At 74.6% G+C, this 14,247-nt stretch carries 12 protein-coding genes and 1 riboswitch; of the genes, 8 read left to right on the plus strand and 4 right to left on the minus strand.

The genetic code is table 11. The annotated features are described in order from the left end of the window. Nucleotides 1-42: 42 nt before the first annotated feature. Nucleotides 43-807 carry a hypothetical protein gene (locus tag ACFVYL_RS02830; protein ID WP_389712515.1) on the minus strand — a complete coding sequence of 255 codons (765 nt, stop codon included), beginning with the start codon at nt 805-807 and terminating at the stop codon, nt 43-45. 227 nt (nt 808-1,034) lie between these two features. Here ACFVYL_RS02830 and ACFVYL_RS02835 point away from each other — a divergent pair, with 227 nt between their 5' ends. After that, entirely contained in the window at nt 1,035-1,925 is an 891-nt protein-coding gene (locus tag ACFVYL_RS02835) for a neutral zinc metallopeptidase (RefSeq protein ID WP_389712516.1), read from the plus strand. 3 nt (nt 1,926-1,928) lie between these two features. Here ACFVYL_RS02835 and ACFVYL_RS02840 read toward each other — a convergent pair whose 3' ends face one another. From ACFVYL_RS02840 to ACFVYL_RS02850, 3 genes are all read right to left on the minus strand, one after another. Continuing rightward, nucleotides 1,929-3,389: a hypothetical protein gene (locus tag ACFVYL_RS02840; protein WP_389712517.1), complete on the minus strand. Its 1,461-nt coding sequence runs from the start codon at nt 3,387-3,389 to the stop codon at nt 1,929-1,931. A gap of 111 nt (nt 3,390-3,500) precedes the next feature. Continuing rightward, nucleotides 3,501-4,637, minus strand: coding sequence for an alpha/beta hydrolase family protein (locus ACFVYL_RS02845; protein WP_389712518.1), 1,137 nt, complete (start codon nt 4,635-4,637; stop codon nt 3,501-3,503). Between the two features lie 65 nt (nt 4,638-4,702). Further along, nucleotides 4,703-5,389 carry a class II aldolase/adducin family protein gene (locus tag ACFVYL_RS02850; RefSeq protein ID WP_389712519.1) on the minus strand — a complete coding sequence of 229 codons (687 nt, stop codon included), beginning with the start codon at nt 5,387-5,389 and terminating at the stop codon, nt 4,703-4,705. Nucleotides 5,390-5,744: 355 nt separating this feature from the next. On the opposite strand from ACFVYL_RS02850, the gene ACFVYL_RS02855 reads away from it, so the two are divergent. The 7 genes from ACFVYL_RS02855 (at nt 5,745) to ACFVYL_RS02885 (ending at nt 14,236) form a co-directional block, all read left to right on the plus strand. Further along, the gene (locus tag ACFVYL_RS02855) at nt 5,745-7,040 is read left to right on the plus strand and encodes an anion permease (protein WP_389712520.1); all 1,296 of its coding nucleotides are present in this window, start codon (nt 5,745-5,747) and stop codon (nt 7,038-7,040) included. A gap of 12 nt (nt 7,041-7,052) precedes the next feature. Next, complete coding sequence (locus tag ACFVYL_RS02860; protein WP_389712521.1) at nt 7,053-7,277, plus strand: hypothetical protein; 225 nt, start codon at nt 7,053-7,055, stop codon at nt 7,275-7,277. A 188-nt stretch (nt 7,278-7,465) separates the two neighbouring features. Next, a riboswitch (cobalamin riboswitch) is annotated at nt 7,466-7,539 on the plus strand. Between the two features lie 129 nt (nt 7,540-7,668). Next, the gene (locus ACFVYL_RS02865; protein WP_389712522.1) at nt 7,669-8,625 is read left to right on the plus strand and encodes a cobalamin biosynthesis protein; all 957 of its coding nucleotides are present in this window, start codon (nt 7,669-7,671) and stop codon (nt 8,623-8,625) included. Then, nucleotides 8,622-10,130: a cobyric acid synthase gene (locus ACFVYL_RS02870; protein ID WP_389712523.1), complete on the plus strand. Its 1,509-nt coding sequence runs from the start codon at nt 8,622-8,624 to the stop codon at nt 10,128-10,130. The genes ACFVYL_RS02865 and ACFVYL_RS02870 overlap by 4 nt, the downstream gene beginning before the upstream one ends. 58 nt (nt 10,131-10,188) lie before the next feature. After that, nucleotides 10,189-12,264, plus strand: a complete 2,076-nt coding sequence (locus ACFVYL_RS02875) for a putative cobaltochelatase (RefSeq protein ID WP_389712524.1) — start codon at nt 10,189-10,191, stop codon at nt 12,262-12,264. Beyond that, nucleotides 12,264-12,872, plus strand: a complete 609-nt coding sequence (gene cobO, locus ACFVYL_RS02880; RefSeq protein ID WP_389712525.1) for a cob(I)yrinic acid a,c-diamide adenosyltransferase — start codon at nt 12,264-12,266, stop codon at nt 12,870-12,872. Before ACFVYL_RS02875 ends, cobO begins: the two co-directional genes overlap by 1 nt. After that, entirely contained in the window at nt 12,866-14,236 is a 1,371-nt protein-coding gene (locus tag ACFVYL_RS02885) for a cobyrinate a,c-diamide synthase (protein ID WP_389712526.1), read from the plus strand. Before cobO ends, ACFVYL_RS02885 begins: the two co-directional genes overlap by 7 nt. The last annotated feature ends 11 nt before the right edge of the window (nt 14,237-14,247 follow it).

Here is a 14,247-nt window from a genome sequence, read left to right on the forward strand (position 1 = left end):
GAGAGGTGCTGCCATGACAGCCAGTCTAACGGGCCGTCGCAACTACTTTTCCGGGCCGCTGCCGTGCTCGGCGCCCCCGTTGCCCAGCGGAGTGCGCCCCGGAACGATTCTTCCGTAGTCGTCCACCGCGATGACCTGCGCCGTCCAGGACGCGGTGGCGCCCGCGCAGGGCTGGGCGATCAGCAGGGCCCCGTCTCTGCGCACGGAGCGCGCGGGTTCGAAGGCGCAGCCGGAGCGCGCGGGCAGCACCCAGCGCAGATCGCCGTCCGCGGTGCGGTAGGCGGCGATGCGGTGCGGGGTGACGACGGCCAGCATACGGGCGTCCGGGGCGAGCGGCTGCAGGACCCCGGCGCCGCCGCGCGCGGCCGGGGTGCGCAGCCAGGCGGCGCTCTCGGGCACGGCCCGGTGCCAGCGCACGGAGCCGCCGTCGCCGCGCGCGGTGTCGGTGACCAGGCCGTCGTTCCAGAGCGCGAGGGCGTGGCCCGGCGCGGGCAGGAGCGCCACGGGACGGCGCCCCTGGCGCGTGTACGTCCAGTGGGGGCGGCCGCTCCGGGTGTCGTACGCCTCGACGGCCCGGCCTCTCGTGCGCAGTGCGGGGTCGGCGTCGGGTGCGGCCACGCGCGCGTGCAACGTGAGGCGGTCTCCGTAGGGGGCGGGCCGCGAGTGGTGGGCGGCGGTGATGAGCGGCAGCGCGAGCAGGGCGAGCGCCACGGGCAGGGCGATACGGGTGCCGAGGCGGGCCGGGGCGGACCACGGGACGGGTGCCTCGTGCGGCAGGCCGGTCGAGTCGAGCGGCAGAGCGGACATGACGCCCCCCTTCGGTACCCACTGCCCACGGATCAGGCGCAGAGCGTAGCGGCGGGGGTCCGGGAGGGCCGCCGTGCGGCGGGGCGACACGGCGGCGGGCGGTCCGCGTCCCCCGTTCGGACCTCCGTCCGGCGCCCGGCGGCGGAGCTCGTACCAGGATGAAGTGGCCGGTAGCCCGGTGCGGGGCGACGCGCGTCGTCCCGGATGCGCGGCAGAGGGGTGCGCCCATGCAGTTCGACGACGACGCCGACCTGGACACCTCGGAGGTGCAGGATGTGCGCGGCAGTCGGATCCCCGGCGGCCGCGCGACCGTGGGCGGCGGCATCGCCGGTCTGATCGCGCTGCTCCTGGGGCTGTTCTTCGGAGTGGGCCCCGACCAGCTGGGGCTCTCCTCCGGCAACGACGAGCCCTCGGCCACGTCCTCGTCCCTCGCGGAGGTCCAGCAGAGCTGCCGCACGGGGCACGACGCGAACAGCAAGGAGGACTGCCGCATCGTGGCGGTGGTCAACAGCGTCCAGGACTACTGGCGCCCGGAGTTCCAGCGCAGGCGGGGCACGTACTCCTCCGCGCCGACCGTTCTGTTCACCAGCCGCGTGGGCACCGCCTGCGGCACGGCCACCTCGGCGGTCGGCCCCTTCTACTGCCCCGGCGACAAGAAGGTCTACCTCGACCTGGGCTTCTTCGACGACCTGCGGACCAAGTTCGGCTCAAGCGGCGGCCCCTTCGCGCAGGCGTACGTGGTGGCCCACGAGTACGGGCACCACGTGCAGAACCTGATGGGAACCCTGCAGCGCTCCCAGGACGGGCGCACCGGCCGCGACAGCAACGCCGTGAAGGTCGAGCTGCAGGCCGACTGCTACGCCGGGGTCTGGGCGCGGCACGCGACCCGCAGCCCGGACGAGCGCACGGGCAAGCCGCTGATCAGCAGCCTCGACGACAACGACATCCGCGACGGCCTGGACGCGGCGGCCGCGGTCGGCGACGACCGGATCCAGGAGAAGTTCCAGGGCCGGGTCACCCCCGAGTCCTGGACCCACGGCTCGGCGCAGCAGCGCCAGCAGTGGTTCTACCAGGGCTACCGCACCGGCGACATGGGGCAGTGCGACACGTTCCGCTGAGGGTCACTCGCCGCCGGTGTGGACCTGGAAGGCCGCGCGGCGCACCGCCTTGGCGAGGGCCGGGTCGGGGTGGGCCGCGGCCAGGGCGACCAGGACCTGGACGGTGCGGGGGTGCCCGGCGCGGCGCACCTCGTCGAGGAGGGCGGGCACGGTGGGCTGGACCGCCGACTCCAGGTGCCGGACGAGGAGCTGGGTCTCGCCGTGGTCCGCGACGGCCGCCGCGGTGTCGATCCACAGCCAGGTGGACTCCTCGCGGGTCAGCACGAGGTGGACGTCCTCGGGGTCGGCGCCCTCCTGCTCGGCGAGCCACAGCAGGGCGTAGGGGCGCAGCGAGACCTCGTCGACGATGGCCCTGACCTCCGCCTCGGCCGGTGCGCCGACCACCCGCAGGGCCTCGAAGGCCAGGCCGCGCAGGAGGGCGTCCTCGCCGCGGGCGGCGGTGAGGAGTTCGGTGACGGCGCTGGAGACGGTGCGGGCGGCGAGCCAGGCGCGGTACTCGGCGCGGGCGGCGTTGGGGCGCAGGCGGGCGCAGCCGCGCAGCATGTCCTCGGCGGACTGTTCGATGTGCCCGGCGGGGCTCTGGGCGGCGACGCAGATCTGCTCCAGCTTGACCCAGACCGCCCAGCTGCCGAGCGGGGTGAGCACGGCCTGCCCGTCGGCGCAGGTCAGCGCGCCGACGGCGGCGAGGCCGTGCAGGGCCCAGTCGAGGAGGGCGGGGAGCGGGGCGTCCTCGGGGCAGTCGGCCGGGACGGCGGGCTCGGGCTGGGGCCCGTAGGGGATCTCGCAGCGCTCGGTGCGCAGTTCCGTGACGCGCTGGTCCAGGAGGTCGAGCAGCTGCGGTACGGGCACGGGGCCCGCCGACAGCTGCAGCAGGGAGAGGACCTGTGGCATGGCCTCGACGACCTCGGCGACCGCCGCGGGGGCGAGGGCGTCGGGCGCCGGGTGGGCCAGCGACCAGGCGTCGAAGAGGGCGACCCAGCCGCGCAGCACGGCGGTGTCGTCGCGGTCCCAGGCGCGCAGCCGCCAGCCGGGCCTGGCGCTGTCGCCGTGCACCTCGACGAGGCCCGCGAGGCGTGCGGTGTCCCAGTCGGCGCGGACCTGAGCGGGGGTCAGGCCCAGCTCGGCGGCGGCCTGTTCGGCGGTGGCGTCGGAGAGCGTGCCCTTGCCGCCGGGCGAGCCTTCGGTGCGGCGGCCGGGCCCCGGGCGCAGGGCGTCGTCGGCCCAGCGGGCGACCCGTACGGCGTCGGCGAGGCCGGCGCGCGCCGCGCGGGCCAGCTCCGAGGGGGCGGGCGTGCCCTCGGGCGGCCGGGGCGCGGGACGGCGCGTGCGGCGGTTGCTCATCGCGCCGGGGGCGGCCGAGAGGGGGCGTGTCGCGTCGCGCCGGGCTTCTCCTCGCTCTTCGGCCCTCTGGTAGGGCGCACGGACAAGTCGGAGCCTGGAGTCGCGCGGGGTACGGGACGTCACGGGAACAGTCTTCCTGTTGACGGTCCGAAAACCCAAACGGAATGGGGACGGGGGCCGTTCACCCGCCGTGCGCCGGGGCTGGGCGCGGCGTGCGGGTGGGCGTGCGGAGGGTCACAGCAAGGGGGTGAGGAAGCGGCGCAGCACCTCTTCGTAGCCCTGCGGGTCGGCGTTCCACATGGCGCCGTGCGGCGCGTCCTGCACGGGGTGCAGCGTGACCAGATCCGGACGCTGAGCAGCCAGTTGCCGGGAGAGGCCCCAGGGCGCGACGGCGTCGTCAGGACCGTGCACGAGCAGGGTGGGGACCCGCAGCACGCCGGGGCCCGCGGCGGCCAGGATCCGGTCGCCGCGCAGTCCCGTGCGCCCCTGTGCCGCACGGACCGCAAGCGGAAGGAGTGGTCCGGGGGTGCGGCGGGCGCCTGCGAGGGCGCGCAGGGTGGTCTCCCAGTTGAGGACCGGGGAGTCCAGGACGAGGCCGCTGATCCGGTCGCGCAAGGCGGAGTGCGCGGCGGCGTGCAGGCACATGGCGGCGCCGGTGGACCAGCCGTGCAGGACGACGCGCTCGGCGCCCTGGCGCACGGCGTGGCGCAGGGCGGCGTCCAGGTCGCGCCACTCCGACTCGCCGAGGTGGCCGAGGCCGTCCGGGGAGCGGGGCGCGCCGGGGTCGCCGCGGTAGGCGAGGTCGAGGACCGGCACTTGCAGGCGGCGCAGGAAGTCCATGACGACCATGGGGTGTTCGCGGGTCGTGCCCAGGCCGTGCACGGTGATGACCCAGGTGTCGCGGGCGCCGGGCACGAACCAGGCGGGCAGGGCGCCGAGCTCGCCGGGGATGTCGACGTCCGTGTGGTCGATGCCGAGCGCGGAGCGCGGGTCCCCGATGTGGACCTGCGGGGTGAGCCAGACGCGGGCGCCGGGGTCCAGGGAGCCGCGGGTGACGGCTTCGAGGCGGCGTACGACCGTGTCGGCCTCGTGCGGGGCGGACTCCAGGACGGGTCCGACGATCGCGTGGGTGCCGTTGCCGCTCAGGCCGTATGTGCCGGGGCGGCGGCTCGCCAGGGCGCGGGTCAGGCTGATCTGACCCGCGGCCGTGGCGTGCACGGTCAGGCGTGGCTCGGTCGGCAGGGGGCGGCCCGCGGGCGCCCTGAGGGCGGCGTCGCTGGCGAACCGGCCCGCCGCGATCGCGGCTGCGGCTGTTCCTAGGGCGGCTGTTACTGCGGTGACGGCCGCTGCCGTCGCTTTGGCTGGGCGCACCGTCCCAGTGTCCGGGGGCGAGGCCCCGGAGGCCAGTGGGCGGTACCCGTGGGGTGAGTCGTGGCTCAGGTGGCGGACTGGCCGTACCCCCGCAGCTTCTGGGCCGCCTCGCGCAGCCGGTCCGGGGACAGGAGCGTCGGGGTGTGGCCGGGAACCGCTGCGGCGGTGAGCCAGAGGCGGGACATCCATTCCAGCTGGGCCGTGCGGTCGTAGGCCTGGTCGAGGCTGTCCCCGTAGGTGACCGTGCCGTGGTTCTGGAGGAGGCATCCGGTGCGGTCGCGCAGGGCGTGGAGCATGTTCCCGGCCAGCTCCTCGGTGCCGTACAGCGCGTACGGGGCGACCCGGACCGGGCCGCCGAGGGCGGCGGTCATGTAGTGGACGGCGGGGAGCTCCGGGACCAGCATGGAGACGGCCGTGGCGTGCACGGCGTGGGTGTGGACGACCGCCCGCGCGCCGGTGTCGCGGTAGATCGCGAGGTGCATGGGCAGTTCGCTGGTGGGCGTGAGGCCGCCGATGATCCGGTGGCCGTCGAGGTCGACGCCGAGCGCGTCCTCGGGCCGCAGTCTGTCGTACGGGACGCCGCTCGGGGTGACCAGGACGGTGTCGCCGACCCGTAGGGAGACGTTGCCCGAGGTGCCGACGACCAGGCCGTCCCGCACCGTCCTGCGGGCCGTCCCGACCAGCTCGTCCCAGGCCCGCGCGAGCGCGTCCCCGTCCAGCTGCCGTCCTTGCCGCTGCCGCTGCTCAGTCATGCGGTGATCCTGCCAGCCGGACGCCCCGCGCTGGAGAGCGGAGGGCGCCGGGGGCGGCCCCGCAGGGGATTCCGGTTACGGCGGCGGGCCGCCGGGTGACGGGGCTCTCCCCACCGGTTTCGCAGCCGTTCGGAGGGGTGCGCGCCGGGGCCGCCGCCGGATGGCGGAACCCGACACTCCGCCCCGTTTGCGGGGGTCCCGCCACCGCTCCGTACGATCGGGATCAGACACCTGCTCAATACGGAGCAAGGGCACTCCGCTTCGGGTCACCGCACCGCCCGGCCCAGTTCACTTTCCGTTCACCCGGATTGCCTACGTTCCATATGCCACTGACGTCCAACAGAAGCCTGGGTAAATGGAACACATCACGCTTCTCCTCGGGATCGTGATCGTTACCGCTCTCGTGTTCGATTTCACGAACGGTTTCCACGACACTGCCAACGCGATGGCGACGACCATCTCGACCGGCGCTCTGAAGCCCAAGACGGCGGTGGCCATGTCCGCCGTGCTGAACCTCGTCGGCGCCTTCCTCTCCGTCGAAGTCGCCAAGACGATCTCCGGCGGCATCGTCAATGAGGACGGCCTCAAGACCGAGGTCATTTTCGCCGCGCTCGTCGGCGCGATTCTCTGGAACCTCCTCACCTGGCTGGTGGGCCTGCCCTCCAGCTCCTCCCACGCGCTCTTCGGCGGCCTCATCGGCGCCGCGGTCATGTCGATGGGCTGGTCGTCGATCAACGGCGGCACCGTCGTCACCAAGATCCTGATCCCGGCCGTCGCGGCCCCGCTGGTCGCGGGCATCGCCGCGACGCTGGCCACGCGCCTGACGTACCGCATCGGCCGCAACACGGACCAGAAGGCCACCGCCAAGGGCTACCGCGCAGGCCAGATCGCCTCCGCCGGACTCGTCTCCCTGGCCCACGGCACCAACGACGCGCAGAAGACCATGGGCATCATCACGCTCGCCCTGATCACGGGCGGCGTCCTGAACCCCGGCGCCAACCCCCCGATGTGGGTCATCGTCTCGGCCGGCATCGCCATCGCGCTCGGCACCTACCTCGGTGGCTGGCGCATCATCCGCACCATGGGCAAGGGCCTGACCGACCTCGCGCCGCAGCAGGGCTTCGCCGCCCAGACCAGCGCCGCGACCGCGATCCTCGCCTCCTCCCACATCGGCTTCTCGCTCTCCACCACCCAGGTCTGCTCGGGCGCCGTGATGGGCGCGGGCCTCGGCCGCAAGGGCGGCGTGGTCCGCTGGTCGACCGCCACCCGGATGTTCGTCGCGTGGGGCCTGACCCTGCCGGCGGCGGGCCTGGTCGGCGCGGGCGCCGAGTTCCTCACCAAGCAGGGCCCCTGGGGCATCACGGCCACCGCGGCGCTCCTGGTCGCGGGGGCGGGCGTGATCTGGGCACTCTCCCGGCGCAACGCCGTCGACCACACCAACGTCACGGACGACGAGATCCGCCACGACGACACCGCGGGCACCGAGCCCGCGGGCGTGGTGACCACCGCGATCGCCGCCGTCACGCCGCCCCCCGTGGGCGCGATGGCCGCTTCCGTCCCCTCGGACGCGTCCCTCAAGGCCACCGTCGCGGCCCCGACCACCACCACGACCGGCGCCATGGCGGACCCCGCCCGGCCCGCGACCGTGTAAGGACAGACCAGCATGAGCATCGACTGGGCAGCTCTCGGCTCCGTCTTCGGAGTCAGCCTCGCGGTGACCGTGGCCCTGGTGGGCCTCTTCACCCTCGGCATCGTCGGCCTCTCCAAGCAGGAGACGGCGGCCGCCTCCACCGGTGGCTCCGCCGCCCTCGCGCGCACCGGCGCGTACGCCTGCTTCGCCCTGTGCGCGGCGGCGGTGGCGTACGGGATCTTCCTGATCGTCGCCTGACGGCAGCGCCGTCGACCGACGGCGGCTTTCCCTCGTGGGGCGCGGAGCGTGCGAACGCTCCGCGCCCCACGCGCATGCCCGGGGCCCCCGCGTGTGGGCCCCAACACACTCTCCCGCCGCAGGTCAACAGCGAGTTGACGGGCCTTCGCGGGCCGTGGTGGACTGCCCGGGCCAACTACGGCGGCAGCAGAGGAAGCCGGTGCGAATCCGGCGCGGTCCCGCCACTGTCACCGGGGAGCCACTCCCCGCGAGCCAGGAACTCTCGCCGCCGATCACGTCGAACCAGGGCGCGGACACCCTGAGTGAGGACATATCGCGATGCTCGGCCGCCCGGTGCCGCCTTCCCCTCTGAGTACGAGTTCCCTCCTCAGCGCAGTGACGGGCTGAGCCCATGAGTGCCGATCGCGACTTCGCGTACGGCGCCGCCGCCGGCCTCCTCGGTGACCTGCTGCTCGGCGATCCGCGCCGGGGCCACCCGGTCGCCGCGTTCGGCCGCGCCGCGGGCGCCGTCGAGCGGGTGCTGTGGCGCGACCACCGCGGCTGGGGCGCACTGCACGCCGTGGTGTGCGCCGGGGGCGCGGCGGGTGCCGCCGCCCTCGCCACCGCCCTCGTACGCCGCTCCCGGGCCGGATCCGTCGCGCTGACCGCCGCCGCCACCTGGGCCGTCGTCGGCGGTACGTCCCTTACGCGGGAGGCGCGGGCCATCGGCGGGGCGCTGCAGGCCGGGGACATCGAGGTCGCGCGGGAGCGGCTGCCGCACCTGTGCGGACGGGACCCGCAGGCGCTGGACGCCGACGGCATCGCCCGGGCCGTCGTGGAGTCCGTCGCCGAGAACACCTCCGACGCGGTCGTCGGGGCGCTCGTGTGGGGCGCGCTGGGCGGCGTCCCCGGGTTCGTCGGGTTCCGGGCCGTCAACACGCTGGACGCGATGGTGGGCCACAAGTCGCCCCGGTACCGGCGCTACGGCTGGGCCTGTGCCCGCCTCGACGACGTCTTCGGCTGGCCGGGCGCGCGGCTCACCGCGGGCCTCGCGGCGCTGGCCGGCGACTCTCCCTCGGGGGCGGTACGGGCGTGGCGCGCCGACGCGGACGCGCATCCGAGCCCGAATGCCGGGCCCGTCGAGGCGGCCTTCGCCGGGGCGCTGGGCGTACGGCTCGGGGGAACGCTCTCGTACGGGGGGCGGGTCGAGCACCGGCCCGTTCTGAACGCGGCGGGGCGCGACGTCGAGGCGGGGGACATCGAGCGGGCCGCCGAGCTGTCCCGCCGGGTCGGCCTGCTCGCCCTCGGGGTCGTGGTGGGTGCCCGCTGGGTGCTGCGGTCGGCAACGTCAGGGAGAAGGAAAGCATGAGCGGTGGACTGCTGGTCGCCGGGACCACATCGGACGCCGGGAAGAGCGTCGTCACCGCCGGCATCTGCCGGTGGCTGACGCGCAAAGGGGTCTCCGTCGCGCCGTTCAAGGCGCAGAACATGTCCCTCAACTCCTTCGTCACCCGCGAGGGGGCGGAGATCGGCCGGGCCCAGGCCATGCAGGCGCAGGCCGCCCGCGTCGAGCCCAGCGCGCTGATGAACCCCGTCCTGCTCAAGCCCGGCGGCGACCGCTCCAGCCAGGTCGTGCTGATGGGCAAGCCGGTCGGCGAGATGAGTGCGCGTGGCTACCACGGAGGGCGGCAGGCGCAGTTGCTCGACACCGTCGTGGGATGCCTGGCGGAGCTCCGGGGCACGTATGACGCCGTGATCTGCGAAGGCGCGGGCAGTCCCGCCGAGATCAACCTGCGGCGCACCGACATCGTGAACATGGGCATCGCGCGAGCCGCCCGCTTCCCCGTCCTGGTGGTCGGGGACATCGACCGGGGCGGGGTGTTCGCGTCGTTCTTCGGGACGACGGCGCTGCTGAGCGCGGCCGACCAGGAACTCGTCGCGGGCTACCTGGTGAACAAGTTCCGGGGTGACGTCTCCCTGCTCGAACCCGGGCTCGACATGCTGCACGGGCTCACCGGGCGGCGCACGTACGGCGTGCTGCCGTTCCAGCACGGGCTCGGCATCGACGAGGAGGACGGCCTGCGGGTCTCCCTGCGGGGCGCCGTCCGGGAGTCCGTGGTGGCCCCGCCGGTCGGCGAGGACGTGCTGCGGGTCGCCGTGTGCGCGGTGCCGCTGATGTCCAACTTCACCGACGTGGACGCGCTGGCCGCCGAGCCGGGCGTCGTCGTGCGGTTCGTGGACCGGGCCGAGGAACTCGTCGACGCCGACCTCGTCGTCGTACCGGGCACGCGCGGGACCGTGCGCGCCCTGCGGTGGCTGCGCGAGCGCGGCCTCGCGGACGCCCTCGCCCGCCGCGCTGCCGAGGGCAGACCGGTGCTCGGCATCTGCGGCGGCTTCCAGGTCCTCGGCGAGCACATCGAGGACGAGGTGGAGTCGCGGGCCGGGTCCGTCGACGGGCTCGGGCTGCTGCCGGTGCGGGTGCGGTTCGCCCGCGAGAAGACCCTCGCCCGGCCGGTGGGCCAGGCCCTCGGCGAGCCCGTCGAGGGGTACGAGATCCATCACGGCGTCGCCGAAGTCCTCGGCGGGGAGGCCTTCTTGGACGGCTGCCGGGTCGGCGAGGTGTGGGGCACGCACTGGCACGGGTCTCTGGAGAGCGACGCGTTCCGGCGCCGGTTCCTCACCGAGGTCGCCCGCGCGGCCGGGCGCCGCTTCGTCCCCGCACCCGACACCAGCTTCGGGACGCTGCGCGAGGAACAGCTCGACCTGCTCGGCGACCTGATCGAAGAACACGCGGACACGGACGGCCTGTTGGGCCTGATCGAGAACGGCGCGCCGGCCGGGCTGCCGTTCATCGCGCCAGGAGCGCCGTCGTGAGCGCACTCGTGAGCGCCCTCGTGAGCACCACCACGCACCACCGCATCAAGGAGGCTCAGTGACCACCCCGTACCCGTTCACCGCTCTCGTCGGCCAGGACGACCTGCGGCTCGCGCTCCTGCTGAACGCCGTCTCGCCCGCCGTGGGCGGTGTGCTCGTGCGCGGGGAGAAGGGCACCGCCAAGTCCACCGCCGTGCGCGCGCTCTCGGCGCTGCTTCCCGAGGTGCCGGTCGTCGCCGGGTGCCGCTTCTCGTGCGATCCGAAGGCCGCCGACCCGAACTGCCCGGACGGCCCGCACGAGGCGGGCGGCGCCACCGCGCGGCCCGCGCGGATGGTGGAGCTGCCCGTCGGCGCGTCCGAGGACCGGCTCGTCGGCGCCCTGGACATCGAGCGGGCGCTCGCGGAGGGCGTGAAGGCCTTCGAACCGGGCCTCCTCGCCGACGCGCACCGCGGCATCCTCTACGTCGACGAGGTCAACCTCCTCCACGACCACCTGGTCGACCTCCTCCTGGACGCGGCCGCGATGGGCGCCTCGTACGTGGAGCGCGAGGGCGTCTCCGTGCGGCACGCCGCGCGCTTCCTGCTCGTCGGCACGATGAACCCGGAAGAGGGCGAGCTGCGGCCGCAGTTGCTGGACCGGTTCGGGCTCACCGTCGAGGTGGCCGCCTCCCGCGAGACCGATCAGCGCGTCGAGGTCGTCCGGCGCAGGCTCGCCTACGACGACGACCCCGAGGGCTTCGCCGGGCGCTGGCACGAGGACGAGGGCGCGCTGCGCGAGCGGGTCGTGGCGGCCCGCGCGCTGCTCCCCCAGGTCACCCTGGGCGACGCGGCGCTCCGGCAGATCGCGGCGACCTGCGCGGCGTTCGAGGTCGACGGGATGCGCGCGGACATCGTGATGGCGCGCACGGCGACGGCTCTCGCCGCGTGGGCGGGCCGTACCGACGTGCAGAGCGAGGACGTGCGCCAGGCCGCGCTCCTCGCGCTGCCGCACCGCAGGCGCCGCAACCCCTTCGACGCGCCGGGCCTCGACGAGGACAAGCTCGACGAGACGCTGGAGGAGGCGCGCCAGGACGAGCCTTCCGAGGAGCCCGAGCCCCCGGAGGGCGACGACGACCCCGACGGCGGCGGCCCTGACGGGGGCCCCGACGGCGGGGGCGGCGGACAGCCACCGGCCGACGGCCCCGACTCCCCCGCGCCCGACCTGCCCGCGCAGAACCAGGGCCGGGGCCCCGACGAGTCGGCCGCACCGCAGGAGCCCGCCCCCGCGCCGGGCGGCGCCGCCGGCGAGCAGCAGGCCGTGCGGGCCGGCGAGCCGTTCCGCACCAAGATGCTGAGCGTGCCCGGCATCGGCGAGGGCGCCGCGGGCCGCCGCTCGCGTGCCCGCACCGAGCACGGGCGCACGACGGGTTCGCGCCGCCCCCGAGGCGCCCTGACCAAGCTGCACCTGGCGGCCACGGTGCAGGCCGCGGCCCCGCACCAGAAGGCGCGCGGGCGCTCCGGCACCGGGCTCGTCGTACGCCGTGACGATCTGCGGCAGGCGACGCGCGAGGGCCGCGAGGGCAACCTCGTGCTGTTCGTCGTGGACGCCTCCGGGTCGATGGCGGCGCGGCAGCGGATGAGCGCCGTCAAGGGCGCCGTGCTCTCGCTCCTCCTCGACGCCTACCAGCGGCGCGACAAGGTGGGGCTCGTGACGTTCCGGGGCACGGGGGCCGAGGTGGCGCTGCCGCCGACGTCGTCGGTGGACGCGGCCGCCGCCCGGCTTGAATCGCTGCCGACCGGTGGCCGCACTCCGCTGGCCGCGGGCCTGCTGAAGGCGCACGACGTACTGCGGGTCGAGCGGCTGCGGGACGCGGCGCGGCGGCCGCTCGTGGTCGTGGTGACGGACGGGCGCGCGACGGGCGGTGTGGAGCCGGTGGCCCAGGCGGGGCGTGCGGCGCGGCTGTTCGCCGCCGACAAGGTCGCCTCGGTGGTCGTCGACTGCGAGTCCGGTTACGTACGCCTGGGCCTCGCGGGACAGTTGGCGGGTGAGCTCGGCGCGACGGCCGTGACCCTCGACGAGCTGCGGGCGGACTCGATCGCCGGCCTCGTCAAGGACGTACAGACAATGAACTCGCCTTCGAGGAGGGCCGCTTAATGCCGCAGGGACAGCCGAACGTGGTACCGGACGACGGCCTCACGACGCGCCAGCGCCGCAACCGTCCACTGGTCTTCGTGCACACGGGCATCGGCAAGGGCAAGTCGACCGCCGCGTTCGGGCTCGCGCTGCGCGCCTGGAATCAGGGGTGGCCCGTCGGGGTCTTCCAGTTCGTGAAGTCGGCGAAGTGGAAGGTCGGCGAGGAGAACGCGCTGAAGGTCCTCGGCGCGTCGGGCGAGGGCGGCACGGTCGCCTGGCACAAGATGGGCGAGGGCTGGTCGTGGATCCAGCGCGCCCCCGCCGAGGGCGAGTTGACGAACGAGGACAAGGCCCGCGAGGGGTGGGAGCAGGTCAAGCGGGACCTCGCCGAGGAGACGTACAAGCTGTACGTCCTCGACGAGTTCGCCTACCCGATGCACTGGGGCTGGATCGACGTCGAGGAGGTCGTCGAGGTCCTCCGCGGCCGTCCCGGCACCCAGCACGTCGTCATCACCGGCCGCAACGCGCCGCAGCAGCTGATCGACTTCGCCGACCTGGTCACCGACATGTCGAAGGTCAAGCACCCGATGGACGCGGGCCAGAAGGGCCAGAGGGGCATCGAGTGGTAGCTCGCCTCGTCATCGCGGCGCCGTCGTCGGGCAGCGGCAAGACGACCGTCGCGACGGGCCTGATGGCCGCGTTCGCGGCGGCCGGGCTCGCCGTGTCGCCGCACAAGGTCGGGCCCGACTACATCGACCCCGGCTACCACGCGCTTGCGACCGGCCGCCCCGGCCGCAACCTCGACGCGTACCTGTGCGGACCCGACCTGATCGCGCCGCTGTTCGCGCACGGCTCCGCGGGCTGCGACCTCGCCGTGGTCGAGGGCGTGATGGGGATGTACGACGGAGCCGCCGGGCAGGGCGAACTGGCCTCCACCGCGCACGTCGCGAAGCTGCTGCGGGCGCCGGTCGTGCTGGTCGTCGACGCGTCGTCGCAGTCCCGTTCGGTGGCGGCGCTGGTGCACGGCTTCGCGTCCTGGGACCCCGAGGTGCGCATCGCCGGGGTGATCCTCAACAAGGTCGGCTCGGACCGGCACGAGGCGTTGCTGCGGGAAGCCCTGGACGAGTCAGGGGTTCCGGTGCTCGGCGCACTGCGCCGCGCGCGTCAAGTCAGCGCGCCTTCACGTCACTTGGGGCTCGTGCCGGTCGCCGAGCGACAGCCGGAGGCGGTGGAGTCGGTCGCCGCGCTGGCCGCGCAGGTGCGGGAGGGGTGCGACCTGGACGCGCTTCTGGCGCTGGCCCGCTCGGCACCTGCCCTGCCGGGGGAGGTCTGGTCCCCGGAGGCGGGACTCGGTTCATCACCGGCGTCGCCGGGTTCGTCCTCATACGCCGGACGGGCTGTTGTCGCGGTCGCCGGTGGGGCCGCCTTCACCTTCTCCTACGCCGAGCACGCCGAGCTGCTCACCGCCGCCGGGGCGGAGGTCGTACCGTTCGACCCGCTCCGCGACGAGCAACTCCCTGTCGAAACCGCCGGGTTGGTCATCGGGGGCGGCTTTCCCGAGGTGTACGCGCCCGAGCTCTCCGCCAACGAACAGCTCAGGAAGGCCGTCGCCGAACTCGCCCTCTCCGGCGCGCCCGTGGCCGCCGAGTGCGCGGGTCTGCTGTACCTCTGCCGGGAGCTGGACGGGAAGCCGATGTGCGGGGTGCTCGAAGCCGAGGCGCGGATGGCGGAGCGGCTGACGCTCGGGTACCGGGAAGCGGTGGCCGTGTCCGACAGCGTGCTGGCCGTCGCCGGCACGCGGATGCGGGGCCACGAGTTCCACCGCACCACCGTCGAGCCCGGCGCGGGGCCGACGCCCGCCTGGGGCCTGCATGCGCCCGAGCGGCGCGTCGAGGGCTTCGTCCAGGCCAACGTGCACGCCAGCTACCTGCACACGCACTGGGCGGCGGAGCCCGGGATCGCGCGCCGCTTCGTCGAGAGCTGCGCGCGGTGACCGCACGCGGC

It is taken from the genome of Streptomyces sp. NPDC058308 (assembly GCF_042880275.1).
In the GTDB taxonomy this organism is placed as follows: Bacteria; Actinomycetota; Actinomycetes; order Streptomycetales; family Streptomycetaceae; genus Streptomyces.

Coding starts and splice junctions, on each gene's coding strand:
- ACFVYL_RS02835 (WP_389712516.1), top strand. CDS start 1,035: ATGCAGTTCGACGACGACGCCGACCTGGACACCTCGGAGGTGCAGGAT.
- ACFVYL_RS02870 (WP_389712523.1), top strand. CDS start 8,622: ATGAGCGGTGGACTGCTGGTCGCCGGGACCACATCGGACGCCGGGAAG.
- cobO (WP_389712525.1), top strand. CDS start 12,264: ATGCCGCAGGGACAGCCGAACGTGGTACCGGACGACGGCCTCACGACG.
- ACFVYL_RS02850 (WP_389712519.1), bottom strand. CDS start 5,389: ATGACTGAGCAGCGGCAGCGGCAAGGACGGCAGCTGGACGGGGACGCG.
- ACFVYL_RS02830 (WP_389712515.1), bottom strand. CDS start 807: ATGTCCGCTCTGCCGCTCGACTCGACCGGCCTGCCGCACGAGGCACCC.
- ACFVYL_RS02855 (WP_389712520.1), top strand. CDS start 5,745: ATGGAACACATCACGCTTCTCCTCGGGATCGTGATCGTTACCGCTCTC.
- ACFVYL_RS02860 (WP_389712521.1), top strand. CDS start 7,053: ATGAGCATCGACTGGGCAGCTCTCGGCTCCGTCTTCGGAGTCAGCCTC.
- ACFVYL_RS02865 (WP_389712522.1), top strand. CDS start 7,669: ATGAGTGCCGATCGCGACTTCGCGTACGGCGCCGCCGCCGGCCTCCTC.